Source organism: Pseudomonas sp. CFII64, from assembly GCF_000416235.1.
In the GTDB taxonomy this organism is placed as follows: domain Bacteria; phylum Pseudomonadota; class Gammaproteobacteria; order Pseudomonadales; family Pseudomonadaceae; genus Aquipseudomonas.
In genome coordinates this window covers 37,191-61,368 of the sequence record NZ_ATLO01000039.1, presented here as the reverse complement: position 1 = coordinate 61,368, position 24,178 = coordinate 37,191, and the positions used below count along the sequence as shown (strand labels likewise).

The following is a 24,178-nucleotide window of genomic DNA, read 5'->3' as shown; positions in this document are numbered from 1 at the left end:
GGAGAACTCCCTGGTATTCAGATAAAGCCATTCCATTAGCAGTTTTCACTCGATTCAGGCATTCAGCGCGCAGCGCAATCCCTTCACGCAGACGCATGACGACAGAGCCAGCGCAAAACGCGGCCCCTAAACGGTTCAATCAGTGGGTGCGGCTAACGCGGTTCGGCCACTTCGGCCTGAACGGTCTGGCCGGATTTCAAAGCGGCGCGATACGGCTCCTGTCCACCGAAGTCATTGATGCTGATGAAACTCAGCTTGATTGGCGCAAGCGTTGGCGGATGCTTCAAAGGCAGCTGAATGCTCTGGCCCGGCGCGATCATCTGGCCGTCCAGGCTCAGCAGCATGTCGCCGTCCTGGCGCACTTCAAGCCTGACCATGGACACGTGATAAACCCCGGGATTGTCCACCTGCAAACCCGCCGGCTCGATTCGCCACCGCAATCCCTGCGGTGCTTGCGCGGCTTCGCCCGGCAAACTTTCGGGGCGGAAAAACACTTTGATTCGCTGCCGTATCGCCACCTGCAACGAGTTCTCGGCAACGGCCTGGGGAATTTCCTGCACGTTGAGCCACAGCACCGACTCACGATCCCGAGGCATATCAGTGCCCGCGTAAATAATCCGCAGCAGCTGTTTGCCGTCGCCCTGCACGCGGGCCAGCGCCGGGGTCACGACAAAAGGGAGGCTGCCCGGTTCCGGATTTGTCACATTGGGTTCAAGCCAGCTCTGCAAGAGAATTTCCGCGCTGCCGGTGTTATGCACACCGAAGCTGACTTCCTTGTCTTTGGCCGGATAAATCACGCGCGTGGTATTGAGCACGATGCCCGCCTGGCCATCGACGGCCAGCAAGACACCGGCGAATAATGCCAGGCAGCGAAAATGAGGAAAGATCATGAAGATTGTCGCCTTGGGTTCAGATTGAGGCGGAACGAGTCAGACTCGCCCCGCCTGTTGGATTACTCGTAATCCAGAACGAAAGGCATGAAGCCATCGGCATTGCCGGGATTGGTGGTTGTGCCGTTGAGCACATAGACCGCGCCGAAGTTGAGTTCGGCGGTTGCGCCGCCCACGCCGTCTTTGATCAACGGTTTGTCGATGGTTTCGGTGCCGCCAAGGTCCATGATCTGGTTCGCGGCGTTGAGCAGACCGATGCCGACACCATCCGCAGCGCCGGTTGTACGCAGCAGCTTGGCGTCGTTGTTGTCCAGGCCGCTGCCGGAACGCGCCGAGAAGCGCATTTTCACCAGGTTGTATTGATCAACGCCGGCACTGCAGTTGACCAGCAACTGAATGGGTGTCGCTGTGGCCAGTTCGCTTTGCGATGAAGTGCCGATGTCGGAAAAGGATACGTTACCCAGATCGACCGCGATTTCACCCGGATTGACACCCGGCGCACTGCCCGCACCCGCTGAGACGTCACAGGAGATATTGGTCAGCGTACCGTTGAAGATCAGTTTCCCGTTGTTCGCCGCATTCGCCGTCCCCGCCAAACCCAGCGTCAATGCGCCTGCTGCCATAAAACCAAAAGTAAGTTTTTTCATGCTAACAACGTTCCTTGTGTTATTCCGTGTATGCCCTGAATCGGACGCCACGCACTATAGGGTTGGATCTTTTTGATCGCTGTCAGCATCGTTACTTTAAGCAGGGGGATTTTCCAACAAGACGCGCAAGAACTTTCCGTAGGAGAAAACGGCATTCATGAATGAACCAATTAATACTAGGCATCGGGCCAATACCCGACCAAAAAGATCAAGCAAACCCTCACACCTCATACGACTGCCTATCTTTTATCGACACCTTCAATCGGAGCGACAGGTCACTCTTCCATAGAGTGACATCGTCGCGCAAAAACCAAAGAGGCTTGTCGTAATTATTGATAGGTCAGCGTGATGATACCAACGGCAGGCTCTAATCCGGTCATTTCAGCGATTACTGACGATAAATACTTTTCCGGCAGCGGCTGGTAACTGACCGAAAACGGTTTGATCTCACCGCCACATACATCGCGTAACTTATCGACCTGGAGGGTGAACGCATCTGTAACTTTTATAACGCGCACGCTGTGGCTGTCTATTGAACTCCTGGAAAACTGTACTGAACAGGCCGGATTGATCACTTGCCCGTGAAACCGGATGGCACCATTACTGGCAGATACGGCGGCGGGTGATAATAACAAAGGCACTGCAATAAGCAGCACAGATATATTTCGTAAAGACGAAGCAACTTTTAAAAACCGTTCCACGCAGGGCGTTTCATTTTTCATTGCAATGACTCCGCTATTCCATCAGCAAAAAAATAATGAGATCGGTGCAAGATACGTCCGTAAGAAATACCCCCGGAAATGTGTAGGATAGTTCTGAAAGACAAGTTGTGCTTTTCATATCAAGCACCTCTCATTCCGAGATATCGTCCGTGCGGATGATTTCTTGATGCTGGCCAGATGGCTTTTTGCCGCTTTGCTGACAATTCTGACAGGTTGCAGTCATTCTCATGACCGGATTGGCAGGCTATAAAGGAGGCGCTGTTTCCGACTTCCTCAGTTTCCCCACCTTCCGGCGCCACTCGCATGCGTAGACAGACCAAAACCGTCATTGCCGTTATTGTCATCGCAGGCTTGATCGGAATCGCCAGCTGGACCCTGACCCGCCCCGCTACGGCCAAGGTCAGCGCGCCCGCTGCGGTGCCGGTCAAAGTGGTGACCGTGGTCAAAGAGGATGTGCCGCGTTACGTGACGGGTATCGGTTCGGTGCTTTCGCTGCACAGTGTGATTATTCGGCCGCAGGTGGACGGCATTCTCACCAAAGTGCTGGTCAAGGAGGGTCAGGCGGTAAAAGCCGGTGATCTGCTGGCGACCATTGATGACCGGGCGATCCGCGCCACGCTGGACCAGGCCAAGGCCCAGCTCGCGCAAAGCCAGGCGCAGCTGGACGTGGCGCAACTGGATCTCAAGCGCTACAAGTTGCTCAGTGACGACAACGGCATTTCCAGACAGACCTTCGACCAGCAGCAGGCCTTGGTCCATCAGCTCAAGGCCACGGCAATGGGCAATCAGGCCGCCATCAGCGCTTCACAGGTGCAGCTTTCCTACACGCAGATTCGCTCGCCGGTGACGGGCCGCGTCGGCATTCGCAATGTCGACGAAGGCAATTTCCTGCGGGTCAGCGATGCGCAAGGGCTGTTTTCGGTCACGCAGATCGATCCGGTTTCCGTGGAGTTTTCCCTGCCCCAACAGATGCTGCCGACCTTGCACAGCCTGACCGTCTCCAGCACCCCCGCTGCGGTGAAGGCGTTTCTGGGTGATGGCGACAGCGGCAGCTTGCTGGGTGAAGGCAAGTTGACGCTGATCGATAACCAGGTTTCCGCCACCACCGGCACCATTCGCGCCAAGGCCGAGTTCAGCAACCCCAAGCAATTGCTCTGGCCAGGTCAATTGGTAACGGTGAAGATCCAGACCGGCATCGAGCGCGATGCCTTGAAAGTCCCGCCGCAAGTGGTTCAGCGCGGCATGGAGCAGCACTTCGCTTATCGGGTCAATGGCGACAAGGTCGAAGTGGTGCCGGTGCAAGTGCTGTATCAGGACAGCGACTTGACCTTGATCACCGGTCCGCGCGCCGGGGATGTGCTGGTCAGTGATGGCCAGTCCCGGCTCAAGGCCGGTTCGCGTATTGAAGTGATGAGTGATGCCGCGCCGCAAACCACGGCAGGCAATCTGGAGACTGCGCGATGAAAGGCCGCGGATCCATTTCCGCGTGGTGCGTGGACCATCCGGTCGCCACCCTGCTCTTGACCTTTGCCCTGGTGCTGCTCGGCGCCATCGCGTTCCCGCGCCTGCCTATCGCGCCGCTGCCGGAAGCGGAATTCCCGACCATTCAAGTGTCGGCACAATTGCCCGGCGCCAGTCCGGAAACCATGGCGTCTTCGGTGGCGACGCCGCTGGAAGTGCAATTCAGCGCGATCCCCGGCATGACGCAGATGACGTCAAGCAGCGCCCTGGGCTCAACCAACCTGACCCTGCAATTCACCCTCAATAAAAGCATCGACACCGCCGCCCAGGAAGTTCAAGCCGCGATCAATACCGCCGCTGGCCGCCTGCCCGCCGACATGCCGAACCTGCCCACCTGGCGCAAGGTCAACCCGGCGGACAGCCCGGTGCTGATCCTCAGCGTCAGCTCCACGCTGATGCCTGGCACCGAGCTGAGTGACGTCACTGAATCCCTGCTCTCGCGTCAGTTAAGCCAGATTGACGGCGTCGGTCAGGTGTACATCACCGGTCAGCAGCGCCCGGCCATTCGTGTACAGGCGGCGCCGGAAAAACTCGCGGCATTGGGCCTGACCCTCGCCGACATTCGCCAGGCCGTGCAACAGACCAGCCTGAACCTGGCCAAGGGCGCCATTTACGGCAAAGACAGCGTGTCGACGATTGCGTCCAACGACCAACTGTTTCGGCCCCAGGATTATGCCCAGTTGATCGTTTCCTACAAAGACGGCGCGCCGGTGCATCTGCGCGATGTGGCGCGGGTGGTCAACGGCTCGGAAAACGCCTACGTGCGTGCCTGGTCCGGCGAGCAGCAAGGCGTCAACGTGGCGATCTTCCGCCAGCCCGGCGCCAACATCGTCGACACCGTGGATCGCATTCAGCGCGAACTGCCACGCTTGCAGGAAATGCTGCCAGCCTCGGTGGAAGTCACCGTGCTCAATGACCGGACCCGGACCATTCGCGCCTCCCTGCATGAAGTGGAAATCACCCTGCTGATCGCAGTGTTGCTGGTGGTGGCGGTCATGGCGCTGTTTCTGCGTCAGCTGTCGGCCACCTTGATTGTCAGCGCCGTGCTGGGCGTCTCGCTGATTGCCAGCTTCGCCATGATGTATCTATTCGGATTCAGCCTGAACAACCTGACGCTGGTGGCCATCGTGGTGGCCGTCGGCTTCGTGGTGGACGACGCCATTGTCGTGGTGGAAAACATCCACCGTCACCTGGAAGCCGGCGAGGGCATGCGCGAGGCCGCGATCAAAGGTGCCGGGGAAATCGGCTTCACCGTGGTGTCCATCAGCTTCTCGCTGGTGGCCGCCTTCATCCCGTTGCTGTTCATGGGCGGCGTGGTCGGGCGGCTGTTCAAGGAGTTTGCATTGACCGCCACCGCGACCATTCTGATTTCCGTGGTGGTTTCGTTGACGCTGGCGCCGACACTCGCGGCATTGTTCATGCGCGCGCCTAAGCACGACCCTCACGCCAAACCCGGCTTCGGCGAACGCTTGCTGGACTTCTATGAGCGCGGGCTGCGCAAGGCACTGGCCCATCAACGGGTGATGCTGGGAATTTTCGGCCTGACGCTGGTTCTGGCGGTCGTCGGCTACGTGATCATTCCCAAGGGTTTCTTCCCGGTGCAGGACACCGCATTCGTCCTCGGCACCACTGAGGCCGCCGCTGATATCTCTTACCCGGACATGGTTGAAAAACATAAGGCACTGGCGAAAATCGTCGGTGAAGACCCCGCCGTCCTGGCCTTTTCCCATTCCGTCGGCGTGACCGGCAGCAACCAAACCATCGCCAACGGGCGCTTCTGGATTTCCTTGAAACCGCGCAGCGACCGGGATGTGTCGGTCAGCGATTTCATCGACCGGCTACGACCGAAACTGGCGAAGATTCCCGGCATCGTGCTGTACCTGCGCGCTGGCCAGGACATCAACCTCAGTTCCGGCCCAAGCCGCAGTCAGTACCAATATGTGCTCAAGAGCAACGACGGGCCGCTGCTCAATACCTGGACTGAACGCCTCACCGAAAAACTGCGCGCCAACCCGGCATTCCGCGACCTGTCCAACGACCTGCAACTGGGCGGCAGCGTCACCCATATCGACATCGACCGCAGCGCCGCCGCACGTTTCGGCCTGACCACCGCCGATGTCGATCAGGCTTTATACGACGCATTCGGACAGCGCCAGATCAGCGAATTCCAGACCGAGATCAACCAGTACAAGGTGATTCTCGAACTGGACGCCAAGCAGCGCGGCAAGGCCGAAAGCCTGGCGTATTTCTATCTGCGCTCGCCACTGACCGGCGAGATGGTGCCGCTCTCGGCGCTGGCCAAAGTCGCGGCGCCGACCATGGGGCCGCTGTCCATCAGCCACGACGGCATGTTCCCGGCAGCCAACCTGTCTTTCAACCTGTCCAAAGGTGTCGCGCTGGGCGACGCGGTGCGCATGCTGGATCAGGCCAAGACCGAAATCGGCATGCCGGCTTCGATCATCGGCAACTTCCAGGGCGCGGCGCAGGCGTTCCAGAGTTCCCTGGCCAACCAACCCTGGTTGATCCTCGCGGCGCTGGTGGCGGTGTACATCATTCTCGGTGTGCTGTACGAAAGCTTCGTGCATCCGCTGACGATCATTTCCACCTTGCCCTCGGCGGGGATCGGCGCGCTGTTGATGCTGTGGCTGATGGGCCAGGACTTTTCGATCATGGCCTTGATCGGCGTGGTGCTGCTGATCGGTATCGTCAAGAAGAACGGCATCCTGCTGGTGGACTTTGCCCTTGAAGCGCAACGCGAACGCGGGCTCACCCCCGAGGCCGCCATCTACGAAGCCTGCCTGACGCGATTCCGCCCGATCATCATGACCACCCTCGCCGCCTTGCTCGGCGCGTTGCCGCTGATGCTCGGCTACGGCGTCGGCGCCGAACTGCGCCAACCGCTGGGTATCGCCGTGGTCGGTGGCTTGCTGGTCAGCCAGGCGCTGACGCTGTTCACCACCCCGGTGATCTACCTGCAGCTTGAACGTGTATTCCATCGGCGCAAGCCGGAACCCGTCACGCAACCCAAGCGCGCACTGGCGATGTCCGAATGAAGACTTTTCAGAGCACCCGGATGCTGGAACCTGTAGGAAACCTGCGTTCAGTGAGGTGCTGCCCATGCGCGTCCTGATTATCGAAGACGAAGAAAAGACCGCCGACTACCTGCATCGCGGCCTGACCGAACAGGGTTACACCGTCGATCTGGCCCGGGAAGGCATCGAAGGTTTGCACATGAGCCTGGAGAGCGATTACGACGTGATCATTCTCGACGTCATGCTGCCCGGTCTGGACGGTTTCGGTGTGCTGCGGGCTCTGCGCGCGCGCAAGCAAACTCCGGTGATCATGCTCACCGCGCGGGAACAGGTGGACGACCGGATTCGCGGCCTGCGCGAAGGCGCTGACGATTACCTGGGCAAACCCTTTTCCTTTCTGGAACTGGTCGCCCGCCTGCAAGCCCTGACCCGCCGCACCAGTGCCCATGAGCCTGTGCAAATCAGCATCGCCGATCTGTGGATTGATCTGATCAGCCGCAAGGCAACCCGCGCCGGCACGCGTCTGGATCTGACTGCCAAGGAGTTTTCGTTGCTCAGCGTGCTGGCGCGGCGGCATGGGGAAATCCTCTCCAAGACGTCGATTGCCGAGATGGTCTGGGACATCAATTTCGACAGTGACGCCAATGTCGTCGAAGTCGCGATCAAACGTCTGCGGGCCAAGCTGGACGGGCCGTTCGATCAAAAACTGCTGCACACCATTCGCGGCATGGGCTACGTACTGGAGAACCGCAGTGAAAGCTGACTCCATCGCACTGCGTCTGGGCGCCATGTTTGCGCTGGTCGCCTTGCTGGTCTTCACCCTGATCGGTTGGGCGTTGTATTTGCAAGTCGACAAAGGCCTGGGTTTGTTGCCCGAAGCGGAAGTCGATGCGCGCTACAGCGTGCTGGAATCAGCCGTCAACCGCTTCGGCACGCCGGAGCATTGGGTCAAGATCAACGCCAAGCTCAAATTGCTCAGCGAAGAAGACAAGCGTCTGCACTTCTGGGTGGTCAGCGATAACCCTGCTTATGAATTCGGCAATCCTGACGCGGAGATTCGCGCGTTCGCCAATGGCCCGCTGGGCATGCGCGATTTAAAGCTGAGCGGCCACGAGTTTCCGTTCAAGGTGCTGGTCAGTCAGTTTGCCGCCAAGGATCAACGCCCGCCGTTGCGTTTTCTCATCGCCATCGACACCGAGACCTTCTGGCAAACCCAGCACTCGCTGTTGATCGCCCTGATCAGCCTCGCGGCGGTCGGCATCGCGCTGGCTTCGCTGCTGGGTTATTGGGTGGCGCGCATTGGCCTGCGGCCCTTGACCAGCCTGTCGCTGGAGGCACAGAAACTCGCCCCGCCGCGCCTTTCCGGCCGCCTGCAACTGTCGCCGCTGCCACCGGAATTGAACCAGTTCGTCACCTCGTTCAATTCGACGCTGGAGCGCGTCGAGCAAGCCTATTCGCGCCTGGAGTCGTTCAATGCGGACGTGGCCCATGAACTGCGTTCGCCGTTGACCAACCTGATCGGCCAGACTCAGGTCGCACTCACGCGTGGCCGCTCGGCTGAACATTATTTCGAAGTCCTGCAATCCAATCTCGAGGAACTGGAACGCTTGCGCTCGATCATCAACGACATGCTGTTCCTGGCGAGCGCCGATCAGGGCAGCAAGGTCACCGAACTGACCTGCGCGTCCCTGGCGCAGGAGGTTGCGACCACGCTGGATTATCTGGACTTCATCCTCGAAGACGCTCAGGTGCAGGTGCAGGTCAATGGCGATGCCAGCGTGCCCATCGAAAAGGCCCATCTGCGCCGGGCCTTGATCAACCTGCTGCACAACGCCGTGCAGCACACCGGGCCCGGACAAGTGATCCAGGTCGATATCGTCGAACACCTGGAACACGTGAGCATTGAAGTGGCCAATCCGGGCAGTGAGATTTCCGAGGAACATTTACCCAAACTGTTCGAACGCTTCTATCGGGTGGACGCTTCGCGCAGCAACAGCGGCGCCAATCATGGCCTGGGCCTGGCCATCGTCAAGGCAATTGCCCTGATGCACGGCGGCACGGTATTTGTGCGCAGCCAGGCCGGCTTGAACACGTTCGGGATTAATTTGCCTCTGAGTTTGGGCACCTGAAGAACCGAGCCATCCGGCGGTTGGTGTTGCTTGCTATCCATATGAGGTTATAAATACCTGACCTGCTATCACCTTTAATGCCGATCATTTAAGAAATTACAGTCAATACAACAGCTTAAGTCTGATCAGCTTTCCATCGAGCGTTCGCCGTGCAATGACTGCTCCTTTGCCCAAGCTAAAATTACGAAAAAAATGGCGCCGACCGGAAATTATTTTGATCTGCGGAAGCGTCGTCGCGGTAGTGACGCTGTTGCTCATCATCATTTCGCTGCTGAGTCGAGAACACCGCGAGGCCAATGAGAACGCCGCACGCGCTGCTTCCAATATCGTGCGGCTGATTGACGCCGATGTGTTGCGCAATGCCGAGCTTTACGACACCTCGCTGCAGGGCATGATCAGCGCCTGGCAGCATCCCGGCCTGATGAATATTTCCCCGGAACTGCGCCATCTGGTGCTCTTCGATCGGTTTACCTCTGCGCGCTTCAAGGGTGATCTGCTGTTGCTGGACCAGGACGGTTATATCCTCGCCGACTCCACGTCCGTTGAGCCCCGAACTGAAAACGTGTCTGACCGACCGCACTTTCAGAACCATGCCAAAGACCCTTCACCTGACATGAAAGTTGATGGCCCCTTCAAAACCCGCTGGGGTTTCAAGGACTGGTGCATCAGCTTCAGCCGACGCATGTCGGCCCCCGATGGCACCTTCCTGGGCATCGCCAGCGGTGCCATGCGCCTGGTTTATTTCAAGCAGCTGTTTCTCACGCTGGACATCGGGCCGGACAGCAACATCAATCTGTTCAACACCAACGGTCTGCTGCTGGCGCGCCATCCCGAGCTGGATGGCCAGGATCTGATCGGCAAGGATTTGAGCCAGTCGCCCAACTTTCAGCGCATTCTCCGGGAAGGCAGTGGCAGTTTTATCAGCGTCTCATCCCTGGACAAAAAGCAGCGCCTGTATACGTTTTCCCATGTCGGCAACCTGCCGCTGATCGTCGTCGTCGGGCAGTCGGTCGATGAGGTGTATGCCATCTGGCGACGCAATGCGCTGCTGGTCGGGCTGGCGACAAGCGTGCTGTGCCTCGGGATTTTTGGCCTGGCCATGCTGCTGCGCCGGGAACTGGGCCTGCGTCGGCATGCGGAGACCGAACTCAAAATACGCGCCGAGACCGACGCGCTCACCGGACTGGCCAACCGGCGCAAGCTGGACGAGGTTTTCCGGGCCGAATGGCTGCGGGCCATGCGCTCAGGCAAACCGCTGGCGGTGCTGATGATCGATGTGGATAACTTCAAAGCCTTCAACGAACGTCATGGGCATCATGGCGGCGATGAGGTGTTGCGCAATGTTGCCCTGGCGATTGAGCGCAATCTGCGCAGACCCAGTGATTTCGTGGCACGTTACGGCGGCGAAGAGTTTGTCGTAGCGCTGCCTGAAACCGACATTGACGGGGCCAGACTCCTGGCCGAAAAAATCCGCCAGGGCGTCCAGGCCCTGCCCGCCTATGGCGGCGATACGCAGCCAGTCACCATCAGCATCGGCATCGCCTGCACGGTGGTGAGCAGCGAAGTGTTGCTGCGGGACTTGCTCGATGCGGCGGACAAGGCGCTGTATCAAGCCAAGGATCTGGGACGTAATCGGGTGGAGGCTGCGGGGCTGTAAGTCCCGCTGTAGGACCGGCTTTAGCCGGGAGGGCGATTGGCGCTCTCGCGACTAAAGTCGCTCCTACGGTCGCTCCTACGGACCTTCGCGGGCTAGCCTCGCTCTAACGATTCCCCATTCAACCCAAGAAATCCCGGGCAATAAAAAACGCCAGACTGGCTGGCGCTTTTTGTATTGAACCGGCCGCCCACTCGTCAGTGGGCAGGCGCAGCTCAATCTCAGCTGGCAGCGCGGGCGCTGTCACGCAGAGCTTTTACTTTATCGTGATTGGCCTGAACGCCAGTCAGTTGCTTCTGGATCAACGTCACAACGTTCGATGGCAGAGCCTTCTCGCGTGCTTTTTCCAGAGCTTCTTTGTAAGCCTTCAACGCTACGTCTTCGCCACGCTCAACTTCGTTGAGGATAGCGACGTCATCCTTGCCGGTCAGAGTCGACTTCAAGTCAACCCATGCGCGGTGCAGAGTGCCGCTGACGCTGGAAGAAGTTTCCGGGTCGCCGCCCAGCGCACGCACTTCAGCTTGCAGTTCACGTACGGCAGTCGCGATTTCAGCGGAACGGCTCAGGAAGAACGCCTTGACCGCAGGGTTCTTGATGTCTTCGGCGCTGGTCTGAAAACCTTTCTCGCCATCTTTGCTGGTTTCGATCAGGTCATTCAGGATGGAGATCGATTCTTTATTGATATCAGTCATTTGATATTTCCTTAATGGCAGGTTGATACGAAAGTGTCTTCTGCTTAGGTAATTGCAGTCAGCGTGCCAGCTTTTTAGTTCTTATTATTCCTATATTTATCAATGACTTATTGAAATCACCATACAGACGCGTCGTGATTTATGCATGAACTGTCCTTTGGCCTGCATGCAGAATGCACGTATCGTATTGGCTTGGACGCAATGACAAGGGGGCTCGGCCTTGAACCCGGAAAAACTCAAACTGTTGGTGACGCGCGAGATGCCGTTCGGCAAATACAAGGGTCGGCTGATTGCCGATCTGCCGGGGCAATACCTGAACTGGTTTGCCCGGGAAGGCTTCCCGAAAAGCGAACTCGGCGGTCTGCTGGCGTTGATGCAAGAGATTGATCATAACGGCCTGTCCGAGTTGCTCGACCCCCTGCGCACGAGACCGCGTCAATTCAAAGAAGGCTGACCACAAGCGAGACGGCAATGGACCATGCACCGGTAAACCCTGCGGTACTGCAACAGGCGCGCGATGAGGCTTTCTGGGCCGACATCGCTGGGCGCTATGACGTCGAGCCCGGCCCGATCAATCTGGAATACGGCTATTTCGGGCGCATGACCCGCGAGGTGCTGGAAGATTATCGGCGCAATATCGATTACGTGAACCGCAGCAACTCGGTGTACGTGCGTCGCCGGTTCGACGAAATCGACAGCCAGATCATTCACGGCCAGTTGGCGGATCTGGTGCAGGTGCGGCCGGAGGAAATCGCCATCACCCGCTGCGCCACCGAATCCCTGCAATCGCTGATTCGCAACTACAACCAGTTGCAGCCGGGCGATCAGGTGCTGATCAGCGATCTCGACTATATCAGCGTGCAAACGGCGATGCGCTGGCTGGCCAGGAACCGTGGCGTCGAGGTCATTGAAATCAATCATGTCCATCCGGCCAGCTACGAATCCCTGCTCAACAGCTACCAGACCGCCTTCGAGCGCTACCCGCGCCTCAAACTGATGGCGCTCACTCATGTGACTCATCGCACCGGCCTGGTAATGCCGGTGCAGGCGATTGCCGCGCTGGCCAAGGCTTGCGATATCGACGTGATTCTCGATGGCGCCCATGCCTTGGGCCAACTGGATTTCCGGCTCGATGACCTGGGCGTCGCGTTTGCCGGTTACAACTTGCAGAAATGGATGGGCGCGCCACTGAGCCTGGGCTTTATCTATGTCGCGCAGGAGCGGCTGGGATCGATTGATGCGGACATGGGCGATACCCGTTACGGCAAAGACAACATCCTTGGGCTGGTGCCTTATGGCACGCCGAATATTCCGGCGTGGATGACGTTACCCAAGGTTTTCGAGGAGCATCGGGCGATGGGTGGCTCGCTCGCCAAAGGCGCACGGCTGAGCTACCTGCGCGACCTTTGGGTCAAGCCGGCTCGGGAACTGGAAGGCGTGGAAATACTGACGCCGGACGATCCGCGGCTGTATTGCGGGATCACGTCTTTGCGCTTTACCCGACATGCAGATCAAGAGCGCATGGCGCAGCGTTTGCTCGACGAGCACAACCTGTTCAGCGTAGCGCGGGAAGGATCGGTCTGCGGACCCTGCATTCGCATCACGCCGGGGTTCAGCAGCCCTGCTGCGCATATGCAGCTGCTGACTGACGCGTTGCGCATACTGGCGTGAAAAAAACGGTGCGCCGGACCAGGGCGCACCGTAAAGCCAACAACAAACGATTAACCGATTTGACGCAAGCACCCGTAGGACCGGCTTCAGCCGGGAGGAGGTCGGTGCTTCAAACAGATATGCTCCAGAGCACCCTGCTCCCGGCTGAAGCCGGTCCTACAGTCGGACGTTCACGACTTAGTCAAACAACGCCATCGCCTGCGCCGTTGCTTCCTGGATGCGGTTCCAGTCGCCATTCTTGACCCACGCATTGTCAATCATCCACGTACCGCCAACGCACATGACGTTGGGTTGCGCCATGTAGCTCTTGAGGTTGTCCGCGTTGACGCCGCCGGTTGGGCAAAAGCGCACTTCCGTGAACGGACCGCCAAGGGCTTTGATGGCTGCGACGCCGCCGCTGATTTCCGCCGGGAACAATTTGAAACGGCGATAACCCATGGCGTAGCCGATCATGATTTCCGAGGCGCTGCTGATGCCGGGCAACAAGGGCAGCGGGCTGTCGAGGGCCGCTTCCAGCAAATCTTGCGTACTGCCTGGCGTGACGATGAATTGCGAACCGGCCGCTTCGGCGTCCGCCAGCATGTTGCGGTCCAGGATCGTACCGGCGCCGACACACAGCTCAGGACGCTGTTCGCGCAGGATACGAATGGCGCTCAGGCCAAAGGCCGAACGCAGGGTAACTTCCAGCGCTGTCATGCCGCCCGCTGCCAGCGCGTCCGCCAACGGCAGGACATCCTGATCACGCAGAATGGTGATCACCGGCAAAATCTTTGCCTTGGCGCAGAGTTCATCGATCTGGGAAATCTTGTTCGCCATGCTGTTGAGCGGCTGATTGTTTTCGACTGTTTTCATGGCGGCGGATCCTTTGCTTATGGGCACCAGTAAATCTCAAGGGAAGAGTCAAGGAAGGCGCGAACCGGCATTTCGGCGAGGTCATCACCGGCCAGGGCCGCGCGCAGGGTGTCGAGTTTGGCCTGGCCGGAAACCGACAGGATCGGCAAACGCGCCGAAGCCAGCAGACGGCGAGTCATGGTCAGGCGCTGATGCGGCACGGTCGGCGCCAGCATCGGCAAGCAACGACGTTCGCCATCCAGACGCAAGGCTTCATTCAGCTTCGGGCTTTTGGGAAACAACGACGCGGTATGCCCGTCATCACCCATACCCAGAATCAGTACGTCGATGGGCGGCAACTCGGCCAGGGCCTGATCGGCAGCATCAGCCGCTTCTTCAAGGCTTTGGGCGACGCTGTACAAACCGAGGAACTTCGCCTTGGCCGCCGGGCCTTGCAGCAGATAGCGCTGCAACAGGCCGGCGTTGCTGTCGGCATGCTCGACCGGCACCCAGCGCTCGTCAGCCAGGCTGACCACGACTCTGGACCAGTCCAGCGGCTGCTCGGCCAGGCTCTGGAAAAAAGCCACCGGGCTGCGACCACCGGAAACCACCAAGGTCGCGACGCCATTGCTGGCGATGGCCGTTTTCAGTTGCTCAGCCACGTTAGCTGCCAGCTCACTGGCCAGCAGCGCAGGATTATCGAACTCGCGAGCGACTAAGCCCGCTGGCAGTTCAAGGTCACATATCGCCATACCACGATCTCCCGTCACGAGTAATCAATGCAATGGAGCTCATCGGGCCCCACGATCCGGCGGCGTAAGGCTTGGGCGCATCGCCTGCCTTTTTCCAGCCGGCGATCAGCTGATCGCACCATTGCCATGCGTACTCAATTTCATCTTTGCGAACAAACAGGTTCTGATTGCCGCGCATTACTTCCAGCAACAACCGCTCATACGCATCGGGGACGCGCGCGCTGCGGTAGGTGTCGGAAAAATTCAGTTGCAGTGGGCCGCTGCGCAACTGCATGCCTTTATCCAGGCCTTGGTCCTTGGTCATCACTTGCAAGGAAATGCCTTCATCCGGCTGCAAACGAATGATCAGGCGATTGCTGATCTGCATGCGCTGCTCGGGGGCGAAGATGTAGTGCGGCGGCTCTTTGAAGTGGATCACGATCTGCGACAGCTTGGCCGGCATGCGCTTGCCGGTACGCAGGTAGAACGGCACACCGGACCAGCGCCAGTTGCGAATGTCGGCACGCAGGGCCACAAAGGTTTCCGTATCGCTCTGGGTATTGGAGTTTTCTTCCTCCAGATAACCGGGCACTGGCTTGCCTTCGCTGTAACCGGCGATGTATTGGCCGCGCACAACTTGAGTGGCCAGACGTTCCGGCGTGAACGGTGCCAGCGCCTTGAGCACCTTGACCTTCTCGTCACGGATACTGTCAGCGGACAGGTCGCTGGGCGGGTCCATGGCAATCAGGCACAGCAACTGCAGCAAGTGGTTCTGGATCATGTCGCGCAGTTGCCCGGCCTGATCGAAATAGCCCCAACGGCCTTCGATACCGACCTTTTCCGCGACAGTGATTTCCACGTGGGAAATGTGATTCTGGTTCCACTGGGTTTCGAACAGGCTGTTGGCGAAACGCAGGGCGATCAGGTTCTGGACGGTGTCCTTGCCCAGGTAATGGTCGATGCGATAGACGCGGGTTTCCGGCAGGAACTGCGCCACCGCATCGTTGACCCGCCGCGAGGACGCCAGGTCATGACCAATAGGCTTTTCCAGCACCGCGCGGGTGCGCTCGGTCAGGTTGACCGAGGCGAGGTTTTCGCAGATCGCGCCGTACACTGACGCCGGCGTGGCGAAGTAGGCGATCAGGACCTGCGCATCACCCACACGCTCGGCCAGCGCCACGTAATCCTCGGCCTTGAGGAAATCCACGTGCAGGTAACTCAGGCGAGCCTGAAAACGCTCCACGTTCTCAGGCTCAAGTTCAGCCTCCGGAACAAAGCGGCGCAGGGATTTATCGATGTATGCCAAATGCTGCTGTTCGTCGCCCGGTTCGCGCGCCAACGCGAGGATTCGCGTATCGGCATGCAGCAATCCAGCGCGGTCGAGTTGATAAAGGGCCGGGAACAGCTTGCGCACTGCCAGGTCGCCCAAGGCGCCAAACAAGGCAAAAGTGCACGGTTCAACCGTAATCGAGAGCATAATGTTGGTTCTTTTATCAAGTTAGGCTACAAATACCTTTTTTAAAGGCGTTACTCAAGGCCAAATGTAGTAATAACCACAACATTCCGTCTAAAACCATATTCCAGTGGTGATCAACACAGGCCCTCAGTACGATAGGCCACCTTTGCTACAGGCTAAAGGGCCTCGTGATAGCTCAAGCAAAAACCTGAGCAAAACAGCCGCGACAAGGACTTTGAATGGACCGCACAAGAAATCTTCTGGAGATGATCCAGAGCCGACTCGAAGAGCTGAACAAGGCTGAGCGCAAAGTCGCCGAAGCGATTCTGCTCAATCCGCAGCAAGCGACCCGTTTCAGCATTGCGGCGCTGGCCCAGGCCGCCAACGTCAGCGAGCCGACGGTCAATCGCTTTTGCCGCTCATTCAGCGTCAGTGGCTATCCGGAACTCAAGTTGCAGCTGGCGCAGAGCCTGGCCAGCGGTGCCGCGTACGTGAGCCGCGCGGTCGAGGCGGATGACGATACCGAGGCCTATACCCAGAAGATCTTCGGCAGCGCCATCGCCTCGCTGGACACCGCCTGCCAGCAACTGGACCCCGCGCTGATCAGCAAGTCCGTGGACATGCTGATTCAGGCCCGGCAGATTCACTTCTTCGGCCTCGGGGCGTCGGCGCCGGTCGCGCTGGACGCGCAGCACAAGTTCTTTCGCTTCAACCTGGCGGTCACCGCCCACGCGGATGTGTTGATGCAGCGCATGATTGCCTCAGTGGCGCACACCGGGGAACTGTTCGTGATCATTTCCTACACCGGCCGCACCCGGGAACTGGTCGAAGTGGCGCGCATTGCCCGCGCCAACGGCGCTTCGGTGCTGGGCCTGACGGCGGCGGGCTCGCCCTTGGCCAAGGCCAGCACCGTCAGCCTGAACATTCCGCTGCCGGAAGACACCGACATCTATATGCCGATGACCTCACGGATCATCCAGTTGACCGTGCTCGACGTGCTCGCCACCGGCATGACCCTGCGCCGAGGCGTCGACTTCCAGCCGCACCTGCGCAAGATCAAGGAAAGCCTGAACGACAGCCGCTATCCGGTTGAGGATCAGGGTTAGCAGCCGTAGGAGCCGTAGGAGCGACTTTAGTCGCGAGGGCGTCAATTCTCTCCCCGCTGAAGCCGGTCCTACAGGTTTTGCGCACCGTCAATGCACCAGATAAGCCTGCAAACTCAACTCGGCGCGCTCGCCTGGCGCCAGGCTCAGGCTTTCGCTGCCGCCTGACGCGGCCTCGACGCAAACGAATCCGCCCGCTTCGCTGCCCGCCACGCCCATCAACGGACGATTGCCGGGATGCCAGATCACCGTGTTGGCGCTGTCGCCCGTATCGATACCCAAGCGCCGTTGCCAGGCTTGATCCTGTAACTGCAACGGACCGGTATGATCGAACACCCGCTGACAGCCGCCCGCCACGCGCAAATCGCCTTCTTGCTGACATGCCTGTCGGCTGAGCTGATCGTAGCCCTGCGCGCCATCGAGGCCTTCCAGCGCGACTTCCTGCACATCGCTGATCCGCCAATAAGCGTGCAGCGCCTGGCTGAACTGGCAGGGTTCGCTGTCCTGATGCCGGGTAGTCAAACGCAATTCCATGCCCTGCCCCAACTCGGCGTGCAGGTCGGCTTGCCAGTCCCACAGTTGCAGCCGCCAATGCAGGCTCACGCCCGCGTCGCTTTCCCGGCTGTCGATCAGTTTCCAGTCCAGCAGCCGCGCCCAACCGTGCGCCGGCCATACGCCTTCGCTCGGATGACGGCCGTACCAGGGCCAGCAAACCGGAACGCCGCCGCGAATCGCACCCACTTGTGGCCAATGCGACGCACACCACAACCAGGGCTTCTGACCTCGCGGCTGAAAATGCAGCAACTGGCCACCCTGTCGACTGAACACTGCCTCACATTGCGGGTGATCGATGATCAGCACGTCGCGCAGCTGATAACGCTCCCACTCGAACGTCGGTCTGGATCGCCTGGATTTAAAGAATCGCTGCAACGGATGCTCCAGCATCCCCGCTTCCTTGATGGTCATTGCTGTCCCGAAAAAATGTTTTCTACGACCGTAGGACCGGCTTTAGCCGGGAGCGCGCGCTCCCGGCTAAAGCCGGTCCTACGGCATGAATTGAGTCCAGAAAGCCACCCAAAAAAAACGGGCAGCCAGGCCGCCCGTAAAGCACCACACGACCCTTGATCGTTGTTAAAACTTGGTCTGCAGTTTGATACCGGCCACCAGCGCGTTATCAACCTGATCGACACCGCCCGGAGACTTGATGTACTGCAGGTTGGGGCGAATGGTCAGCCAGTCAGTGACGTGCACGCCGTAGTAGATCTCGGAGTTGTACTCGCTTTTCTGGATCGGCAGATAGCCTGGGTTGTCGTAGTCGTCGATACCATTGACGGCGTTGATCTGCTTCGCACGGTCCCGCACGTCTTCGTTGACGTGAATGCGCGAAACACCGATGCCGATGTCATCCTTCGGACGCGCGGCGAACGGGCCTTTGAAGACCATACCGACCTGCAGGAAGTTGTCGACGAAGTTCGTGTCTTTGTCATGCACGGTTGCGTTGGCAAACAGGCTCAGGCCTCGGGACTGATCGCCGTCGAAGTTCATGATCTTTTGCTGCGCCACGACCCACCAGCCAGTCTTCTCGCTGCGCGACTTGAACTGGCCGCCGGTCAGGCCTTGTGGCTGGCCGTTACGATCCTCGTAGACATCGTCAGCGCTTGGGCTGCTGAAGTAGTAACCCAGACGGTATTCGCCCGGCAGCGAGTTGATGGTCGGTGACCACACCACTTCCACCGGCACCAGGGTGCCTTTGGCGCCGCTGCCGCTCAGCTTGAAGCCGTTGCCGGTTTCCAGGTACGAAGGGTTCTGTTCGTAGACGCCGATCTGGGCGAAGACTTCAGGCGTGATGTTGTACTTCACGCGCAAGGCCCACTGGCTGACTGGCCAGTTGTACCAGGTGTTCACATAGTTGGCGGCCTGAGTACCGCAGAAGGTCAGGTTCTGGAAGTCGCAAGGGAAGCTGCCGAAATCCTCGCCCTCGCCCATCCGGCCGGCCTTGATGTCGAGCTTGCCGTCGAAATAGGTCTGCTTGACCCACATTTGCGTCAGGCGCCAGGTCTGGCCGCGACCCCAGACTTCCTGCGAGGAACTGAGCGTGCCGACACGAGGATCGCCGAGTCGATCATTGGAAATATTGTTGCCGCTTCGCTCGGTGATGGCCAGTTTGAACTCCGCATTCTTCCAGCCAAGGACTTTCTCCAGATCCATCTGCACGCCGAGGGCGAACTGATCGCTGTAACGCGCCGTCTTGTCGTCGTTGTAGCCGCCATGCACGTTGGCGCCCATTTCCCCGACGTATTCCAGCGAGAAGTCATAGCCCTTGTCATACAGTTCCTGACGCAATCCACCCCAATCACCGGTCATGTGTTCATTGGCGTGGAACGGCTCGACAGCGCTGGCGCTTCCCGAAAACGCCAACGCACTCAAAACAGACAAACCACCGATAAGCTGGAACTGGTTAAGCGATTTATTGCGTAGCTTCTTCATCCCTTAATTCCTCGTTTTATTGTTATTAGCTTCTAACGGCATCGACATCGGTTGCTTCGTGTTTGCCGACGGGGCGACCTGTTACGGCAGCGGTTACCCGACCGGCTGTGCTCGGTTCAGTTGCGGTTGATCTGCGTGACATTGCCCACGCGGCCGGCAGGCTGCGGCTGACCCAGCACGCCAAGACGTTCGCCGGTGGCGGCGTCGAAGAGCATGACTTTGGCCGGATCGAATTGCAGGGTCAGGCTTTCCCCGACCTGAGGCGCGACGTCCGGCGCCAGACGGCAGCAGACCTTGCTCTGGTTAAGGTTGACGAACACCAGCGTGTCCGGCCCGGTCGGCTCGGTGACCTGGACTTCCGCACGGATGGTCGGCAGGCCGTTGGGTTCGCCGGGCGCCAGAACGATCTGCTCGGGACGCATGCCCAGGATGACTTCGCGATCTTCAAGGCCGGCATCCGACATGCCCAAGGGCAGCTCGCAACGCGCCTGACCGCTGTCGAGCAAGGCGAACAGGCGACCTTCCTTGCGTTGCAGGCGCAGGGGAATGAAGTTCATCGGCGGCGAACCGATGAAGCTGGCCACGAACAGGTTGGCCGGGTTGTTGTAGATCTCTTTCGGGGTGCCGAACTGCTGGATGATCCCGTCTTTCATCACCGCCACTTTGTCGCCCAGCGTCATGGCTTCGATCTGGTCGTGAGTGACGTATACCGTGGTGGTTTTGAGTCGCTGATGCATCAGCTTCATTTCGGTACGCATCTCGACCCGCAGCTTGGCGTCAAGGTTGGACAGCGGCTCATCGAACAGGTAAATCTTCGGCCGCCGCGCCAGTGCGCGCCCCATGGCCACACGCTGTTGCTGGCCGCCGGACAACTGGCCGGGCTTGCGATTGAGCAGGTGTTCGATCTGCAACAGCTTGGCGACCCGGGTCACTTCCTCGTCGATGGCGGCGGCGCTCATCTTGCGGATTTTCAGGCCGAACTCGATGTTCTGGCGCACGGTCATGGTCGGATACAGCGCATAGGACTGAAAGACCATGGCGATGTCACGGTCCTTGGGACTCATGCCGCTGACGTCGGCATCGTCGATCAGGATCGAGCCGTTGCTGATCGATTCCAGACCCGCGATGCAGTTCATCAGCGTCGATTTACCACAGCCGGAAGGCCCGACCAGAATCAGGAATTCCCCGTCCTTGATCTGCAGTTCGATGTTCTTCAGCGTGTCCGGAAGGCCAACGCCGTAGGTCTTGTTTACATTGCGTAATTCGAGCGTTGCCATGTTTACCCCTTGACCGCGCCGGCCGTGAGACCGCGCACGAAATACTTGCCTGCCACGATGTAGACCAGCAGTGTCGGCAGGCCGGCAATCATCGCCGCCGCCATATCAACGTTATATTCCTTGGCTCCGGTGCTGGTGTTGACCAGGTTATTCAGGGCCACGGTGATCGGTTGCGAGTCACCGCTGGAGAACACCACCCCGAACAGGAAGTCGTTCCAGATCTGCGTGGACTGCCAGATAAGGCAGACCATGATGATCGGCGTCGACATCGGCAGAATGATCTTCATGAAGATGGTGAAAAACCCGGCGCCATCCAGGCGCGCAGCCTTGACCAGCGCATCCGGAATGCTCACGTAGTAGTTACGGAAGAACAGCGTGGTGAACGCCAGGCCGTAGACCACATGCACAAACACCAACCCGGTGGTGGTGCTCGCCAGGCCCATCTTGCCCAGCGTGAAGGACGCTGGCAGCAGGACGGTCTGGAACGGCAGGAAGCAGCCGAACAGCAACAGGCCGAAGAACAGCTGCGAGCCCCGGAAACGCCAGAACGACAGCACGTAACCGTTGAGCGCGCCGATGGCGGTGGAGATCAACACCGCGGGCACGGTGATCTTGATCGAGTTCCAGAAATACCCGTCGACGGTCGCCCAGGCCTTGACCCAGCCAATGGTGCTCACCACGGTTGGCCAGCTCAGCAGGTTGCCGGTGCCGATATCTTCCGGAGTCTTGAAGCTGGTCAGCAACATCACTACCAGCGGCACCAGGTACAGCAGGCACGCGATGATCAGCACCGCGTGAATCGCGATCCGGCTGAGGCTGACGGCAGGTGTTCCGATCTGATTACTCATGACGCTTGTTCCTCAGCTCGGAATACAGGTAAGGCACGACAATGGCGAGAATCGCCCCGAGCATCAGGATTGCACTGGCCGAGCCCATGCCCATCTGGCCGCGACTGAAAGTGAAGGAATACATGAACATCGCCGGAAGGTCCGAGGAGTAGCCGGGGCCACCCGCCGTCATCGCTGCAACCAGGTCGAAGCTCTTGATGGCGATATGCGCAAGGATCATCACGGCGCTGAAAAACACCGGACGCAGGCTTGGCAGCACGACTTTCAGGTAAATGGTGGGCAGGCTCGCCCCGTCGATTTGCGCAGCACGGATGATCGACTGATCGACACCGCGCAGGCCGGCCAGGAACATCGCCATGATAAAACCCGACGCCTGCCAGACTGCGGCAATCACCAGGCAATAGACGACGCGATCAGGGTCGATCAGCCAGTCCAGCCGGAAGCCTTCCCAACCCCAGTCGCGCAACAATTTGTCCAGGCCCATGCCTGGGTTGAGCAGCCATTTCCAGGCGGTACCGGTGACGATCATCGAGAGCGCCATCGGGTACAGATAAATGGTGCGAATAAACCCTTCGCGGCGAATGCGCTGGTCGAGGAATACCGCCAGTATCACGCCGACCACCAGGCTGATACCGATGAACATGCCACCGAACACTGCGAGATTCTTGCTCGCTACCCACCAGCGGTCGTTATCGAACAGACGCTGGTATTGCGCCAGTCCGGCCCACTTGTAGGACGGCAGAAAGGTCGAGGTGGTGAACGACAATACGAACGTCCACAGGATATAGCCGTAAAAGCCCACCAATACGATGAACATGCTTGGCGCCAGCACCAGTTTGGGTAGCCAGCGCTGCAAGGCATCGAACGGCGAGGCTTTGCTGAACACAGCAATCGAACTCATTGGAAGCATCCACTCATGACGACTTGATCCAGGCCACAGCCGTGCGTGAAACCGGATGAGACGGTTTCATCAGCACGAACTGCGGCTGGGGTTAACGCGCGCACTTTGATCAGGGCGCGAAGCGATTACTTCGCAGCTTTGACCGACGCCCACAACTGCTTGGCGGTCTTGGCTGGATCGGCTTTCGGGTCGTTGATGAAGTTGGTGATCACATCAAAGAACGCGCCCTGGACTGCAAGAGTGGTCGCCATGTTGTGCGCCATGCTTGGTTGCAGGCCGCCGGTTTTGGCGTCAGCCAGGAAGTCCTTGGCAGCGGTTTGTGCGCAAGAATCAAAACCGTAGCTGTCCATCTTGTTCAGCATGTCGTTGCGAACCGGGATCGAGCCTTTGTTGATGCTGAAAACTTTCTGGAAGTTTTCACCCAGCACGACTTTGGCGATGTCCTGCTGTGCAGCAGCAGTGGTGTCCTTGTCCTTGCTCTGCTTGAACACGGCCAGGGAATCGATGTTGTAGGTGAACGCTTTTTCGGTGCCCGGGAAGGCTACGCATTCGTAGTCTTTGCCAGCGACTTTCTTGGCGGCGGTCCATTCGCTCTTGGCCCAGTCACCCATGATCTGCATGCCGGCCTTGCCGTTGATGACCTTGGCGGCTTCCAGGTTCCAGTCCTGGCCTTTGCCGTCGGCATCCATGTAGGTGGCGACTTTCTTCAGCTCGGTCAGCGACTTGACCATTTCCGGGCCGGTCAGGGCTTTTTCATCCAGGTCTACTAAGGCTTTCTTGTAACCGTCGGCACCCATTACCGACAGCACGACGGCTTCGAAAACAGTGCTGTCCTGCCAGGGTTGACCGCCATGGGCCAGCGGGATGAAGCCCGCAGCCTTGAGCTTGTCAGCGGCAGCGTAGAACTCTTCAAGCGTGGTTGGATTCTTGGTGATCCCGGCTTTCTTGAACACTTCCGGGTTGATCCACAGCCAGTTGACACGGTGAATGTTCACCGGGACCGCCACATAGTCGCCTTCATACTTCACCGTGTCGGAGACTTTCTTGTCCAGCAGGCTGTCCCACTTCTCTTCCTTGGAAACGTCTTTCAGCGCGTCGGTATCGAGCAGACCGGTAGACGCCCATTCCTGAATGTCCGGCCCCTTGATCTGGGCAACGCCAGGCGGGTTGCCGGCGACAGCGCGGCTTTTCAACACGGTCATGGCGGTCGAACCACCGCCACCGGCCACAGCGCCGTCTTTCCAGATGAAGCCGTCTTTTTCCACTTGGGCTTTCAACACATCGACAGCCGCTTTTTCGCCACCGGACGTCCACCAGTGGACCACTTCGACGGAGCCTTTGGACTCAGCAGCAACAGCGCTCAGCGGGAACAACGAGGCGAGAGAAATGACAGTAGCGAGACGGGAAATTGAATTCATCGATTTAACCTTTCTTGTTGTTATGCATGAGCAAGTCTGTGCTTGCGCTGCATGGAGTCTAACCAAGGGTTTGGAAAGAACGGTAACGAAGGGATGCGCGATTGTCACAGGGTGGTGACATTGGACAGGTGCCTGGCCGCACGCCACGTAAGACCGGCTCGCAAGACC

At 58.9% G+C, this 24,178-nt stretch carries 21 protein-coding genes; 8 read left to right on the top strand and 13 right to left on the bottom strand.

Going from position 1 to position 24,178, the window contains the following annotated elements:
* Positions 1-152: 152 nt before the first annotated feature.
* The 3 genes from CFII64_RS17445 to CFII64_RS29835 all read right to left on the bottom strand — a co-directional run bounded on the left by CFII64_RS17445 (position 153) and on the right by CFII64_RS29835 (position 2,259).
* Positions 153-890 carry a molecular chaperone gene (locus CFII64_RS17445; RefSeq protein WP_020292137.1) on the bottom strand — a complete coding sequence of 246 codons (738 nt, stop codon included), beginning with the start codon at positions 888-890 and terminating at the stop codon, positions 153-155.
* 62 nt (positions 891-952) lie between these two features.
* Complete coding sequence (locus CFII64_RS17440) at positions 953-1,537, bottom strand: fimbrial protein (RefSeq protein WP_020292136.1); 585 nt, start codon at positions 1,535-1,537, stop codon at positions 953-955.
* A 329-nt stretch (positions 1,538-1,866) separates the two neighbouring features.
* Positions 1,867-2,259, bottom strand: a complete 393-nt coding sequence (locus CFII64_RS29835) for a hypothetical protein (RefSeq protein ID WP_154232594.1) — start codon at positions 2,257-2,259, stop codon at positions 1,867-1,869.
* A gap of 303 nt (positions 2,260-2,562) precedes the next feature.
* Here CFII64_RS29835 and CFII64_RS17430 point away from each other — a divergent pair, with 303 nt between their 5' ends.
* The 5 genes from CFII64_RS17430 (at position 2,563) to CFII64_RS17410 (ending at position 10,598) form a co-directional block, all read left to right on the top strand.
* A complete protein-coding gene (locus CFII64_RS17430; protein WP_020292134.1) occupies positions 2,563-3,723 on the top strand; it encodes an efflux RND transporter periplasmic adaptor subunit in 1,161 nt (386 codons plus the stop codon).
* The gene (locus CFII64_RS17425) at positions 3,720-6,833 is read left to right on the top strand and encodes a multidrug efflux RND transporter permease subunit (protein ID WP_020292133.1); all 3,114 of its coding nucleotides are present in this window, start codon (positions 3,720-3,722) and stop codon (positions 6,831-6,833) included. The genes CFII64_RS17430 and CFII64_RS17425 overlap by 4 nt, the downstream gene beginning before the upstream one ends.
* Before the next feature lie 64 nt (positions 6,834-6,897).
* Positions 6,898-7,575: a heavy metal response regulator transcription factor gene (locus tag CFII64_RS17420; protein ID WP_020292132.1), complete on the top strand. Its 678-nt coding sequence runs from the start codon at positions 6,898-6,900 to the stop codon at positions 7,573-7,575.
* Positions 7,565-8,941 (top strand): heavy metal sensor histidine kinase, encoded by a 1,377-nt coding sequence (locus CFII64_RS17415; protein WP_020292131.1) that lies wholly within the window; start codon positions 7,565-7,567, stop codon positions 8,939-8,941. The genes CFII64_RS17420 and CFII64_RS17415 overlap by 11 nt, the downstream gene beginning before the upstream one ends.
* Before the next feature lie 154 nt (positions 8,942-9,095).
* Positions 9,096-10,598 carry a sensor domain-containing diguanylate cyclase gene (locus CFII64_RS17410; protein ID WP_052026636.1) on the top strand — a complete coding sequence of 501 codons (1,503 nt, stop codon included), beginning with the start codon at positions 9,096-9,098 and terminating at the stop codon, positions 10,596-10,598.
* Between the two features lie 218 nt (positions 10,599-10,816).
* Here CFII64_RS17410 and CFII64_RS17405 read toward each other — a convergent pair whose 3' ends face one another.
* Positions 10,817-11,287, bottom strand: coding sequence for a PA2169 family four-helix-bundle protein (locus CFII64_RS17405; protein ID WP_020292129.1), 471 nt, complete (start codon positions 11,285-11,287; stop codon positions 10,817-10,819).
* 220 nt (positions 11,288-11,507) lie between these two features.
* Here CFII64_RS17405 and CFII64_RS17400 point away from each other — a divergent pair, with 220 nt between their 5' ends.
* Both CFII64_RS17400 and CFII64_RS17395 read left to right on the top strand, forming a co-directional pair.
* Entirely contained in the window at positions 11,508-11,741 is a 234-nt protein-coding gene (locus CFII64_RS17400) for a DUF3820 family protein (protein ID WP_020292128.1), read from the top strand.
* Between the two features lie 17 nt (positions 11,742-11,758).
* Positions 11,759-12,958, top strand: a complete 1,200-nt coding sequence (locus CFII64_RS17395; RefSeq protein WP_020292127.1) for an aminotransferase class V-fold PLP-dependent enzyme — start codon at positions 11,759-11,761, stop codon at positions 12,956-12,958.
* A gap of 177 nt (positions 12,959-13,135) precedes the next feature.
* Here the strand turns inward: CFII64_RS17395 and CFII64_RS17390 are convergent, their stop codons facing one another.
* The 3 genes from CFII64_RS17390 to zwf are packed head-to-tail and all read right to left on the bottom strand — an operon-like array spanning position 13,136 to position 15,997.
* Positions 13,136-13,810, bottom strand: coding sequence for a bifunctional 4-hydroxy-2-oxoglutarate aldolase/2-dehydro-3-deoxy-phosphogluconate aldolase (locus CFII64_RS17390; protein WP_020292126.1), 675 nt, complete (start codon positions 13,808-13,810; stop codon positions 13,136-13,138).
* A 17-nt stretch (positions 13,811-13,827) separates the two neighbouring features.
* Positions 13,828-14,541: a 6-phosphogluconolactonase gene (gene pgl / locus CFII64_RS17385; RefSeq protein ID WP_020292125.1), complete on the bottom strand. Its 714-nt coding sequence runs from the start codon at positions 14,539-14,541 to the stop codon at positions 13,828-13,830.
* Positions 14,528-15,997 carry a glucose-6-phosphate dehydrogenase gene (gene zwf, locus CFII64_RS17380; protein WP_020292124.1) on the bottom strand — a complete coding sequence of 490 codons (1,470 nt, stop codon included), beginning with the start codon at positions 15,995-15,997 and terminating at the stop codon, positions 14,528-14,530. Before zwf ends, pgl begins: the two co-directional genes overlap by 14 nt.
* 218 nt (positions 15,998-16,215) lie before the next feature.
* Between zwf and CFII64_RS17375 the strand changes: the two genes are divergently transcribed.
* Positions 16,216-17,082, top strand: coding sequence for a MurR/RpiR family transcriptional regulator (locus CFII64_RS17375; protein ID WP_044901466.1), 867 nt, complete (start codon positions 16,216-16,218; stop codon positions 17,080-17,082).
* An 87-nt stretch (positions 17,083-17,169) separates the two neighbouring features.
* Here CFII64_RS17375 and CFII64_RS17370 read toward each other — a convergent pair whose 3' ends face one another.
* The 6 genes from CFII64_RS17370 to CFII64_RS17345 all read right to left on the bottom strand — a co-directional run bounded on the left by CFII64_RS17370 (position 17,170) and on the right by CFII64_RS17345 (position 24,010).
* On the bottom strand, positions 17,170-18,024 hold the full coding sequence (locus CFII64_RS17370) for a D-hexose-6-phosphate mutarotase (RefSeq protein WP_020292122.1): 855 nt from the start codon (positions 18,022-18,024) through the stop codon (positions 17,170-17,172).
* A 186-nt stretch (positions 18,025-18,210) separates the two neighbouring features.
* Positions 18,211-19,566, bottom strand: coding sequence for a carbohydrate porin (locus tag CFII64_RS17365; protein ID WP_020292121.1), 1,356 nt, complete (start codon positions 19,564-19,566; stop codon positions 18,211-18,213).
* Positions 19,567-19,682: 116 nt separating this feature from the next.
* The gene (locus CFII64_RS17360) at positions 19,683-20,843 is read right to left on the bottom strand and encodes an ABC transporter ATP-binding protein (protein WP_020292120.1); all 1,161 of its coding nucleotides are present in this window, start codon (positions 20,841-20,843) and stop codon (positions 19,683-19,685) included.
* 2 nt (positions 20,844-20,845) lie between these two features.
* Entirely contained in the window at positions 20,846-21,691 is an 846-nt protein-coding gene (locus CFII64_RS17355) for a carbohydrate ABC transporter permease (RefSeq protein ID WP_020292119.1), read from the bottom strand.
* On the bottom strand, positions 21,684-22,592 hold the full coding sequence (locus tag CFII64_RS17350; RefSeq protein WP_020292118.1) for a carbohydrate ABC transporter permease: 909 nt from the start codon (positions 22,590-22,592) through the stop codon (positions 21,684-21,686). Before CFII64_RS17350 ends, CFII64_RS17355 begins: the two co-directional genes overlap by 8 nt.
* 125 nt (positions 22,593-22,717) lie before the next feature.
* A complete protein-coding gene (locus CFII64_RS17345) occupies positions 22,718-24,010 on the bottom strand; it encodes an ABC transporter substrate-binding protein (RefSeq protein WP_020292117.1) in 1,293 nt (430 codons plus the stop codon).
* Positions 24,011-24,178: the final 168 nt, after the last annotated feature.

Coding starts and splice junctions, on each gene's coding strand:
- CFII64_RS17365 (WP_020292121.1), bottom strand. CDS start 19,566: ATGAAGAAGCTACGCAATAAATCGCTTAACCAGTTCCAGCTTATCGGT.
- CFII64_RS17370 (WP_020292122.1), bottom strand. CDS start 18,024: ATGCTGGAGCATCCGTTGCAGCGATTCTTTAAATCCAGGCGATCCAGA.
- CFII64_RS17375 (WP_044901466.1), top strand. CDS start 16,216: ATGGACCGCACAAGAAATCTTCTGGAGATGATCCAGAGCCGACTCGAA.
- CFII64_RS17395 (WP_020292127.1), top strand. CDS start 11,759: ATGGACCATGCACCGGTAAACCCTGCGGTACTGCAACAGGCGCGCGAT.
- CFII64_RS17420 (WP_020292132.1), top strand. CDS start 6,898: ATGCGCGTCCTGATTATCGAAGACGAAGAAAAGACCGCCGACTACCTG.
- CFII64_RS17440 (WP_020292136.1), bottom strand. CDS start 1,537: ATGAAAAAACTTACTTTTGGTTTTATGGCAGCAGGCGCATTGACGCTG.
- zwf (WP_020292124.1), bottom strand. CDS start 15,997: ATGCTCTCGATTACGGTTGAACCGTGCACTTTTGCCTTGTTTGGCGCC.
- CFII64_RS17390 (WP_020292126.1), bottom strand. CDS start 13,810: ATGAAAACAGTCGAAAACAATCAGCCGCTCAACAGCATGGCGAACAAG.
- CFII64_RS17355 (WP_020292119.1), bottom strand. CDS start 21,691: ATGAGTAATCAGATCGGAACACCTGCCGTCAGCCTCAGCCGGATCGCG.
- CFII64_RS17410 (WP_052026636.1), top strand. CDS start 9,096: ATGACTGCTCCTTTGCCCAAGCTAAAATTACGAAAAAAATGGCGCCGA.
- CFII64_RS17360 (WP_020292120.1), bottom strand. CDS start 20,843: ATGGCAACGCTCGAATTACGCAATGTAAACAAGACCTACGGCGTTGGC.
- CFII64_RS17425 (WP_020292133.1), top strand. CDS start 3,720: ATGAAAGGCCGCGGATCCATTTCCGCGTGGTGCGTGGACCATCCGGTC.
- CFII64_RS17345 (WP_020292117.1), bottom strand. CDS start 24,010: ATGAATTCAATTTCCCGTCTCGCTACTGTCATTTCTCTCGCCTCGTTG.
- pgl (WP_020292125.1), bottom strand. CDS start 14,541: ATGGCGATATGTGACCTTGAACTGCCAGCGGGCTTAGTCGCTCGCGAG.
- CFII64_RS17430 (WP_020292134.1), top strand. CDS start 2,563: ATGCGTAGACAGACCAAAACCGTCATTGCCGTTATTGTCATCGCAGGC.
- CFII64_RS17405 (WP_020292129.1), bottom strand. CDS start 11,287: ATGACTGATATCAATAAAGAATCGATCTCCATCCTGAATGACCTGATC.
- CFII64_RS17350 (WP_020292118.1), bottom strand. CDS start 22,592: ATGAGTTCGATTGCTGTGTTCAGCAAAGCCTCGCCGTTCGATGCCTTG.
- CFII64_RS29835 (WP_154232594.1), bottom strand. CDS start 2,259: ATGAAAAATGAAACGCCCTGCGTGGAACGGTTTTTAAAAGTTGCTTCG.
- CFII64_RS17445 (WP_020292137.1), bottom strand. CDS start 890: ATGATCTTTCCTCATTTTCGCTGCCTGGCATTATTCGCCGGTGTCTTG.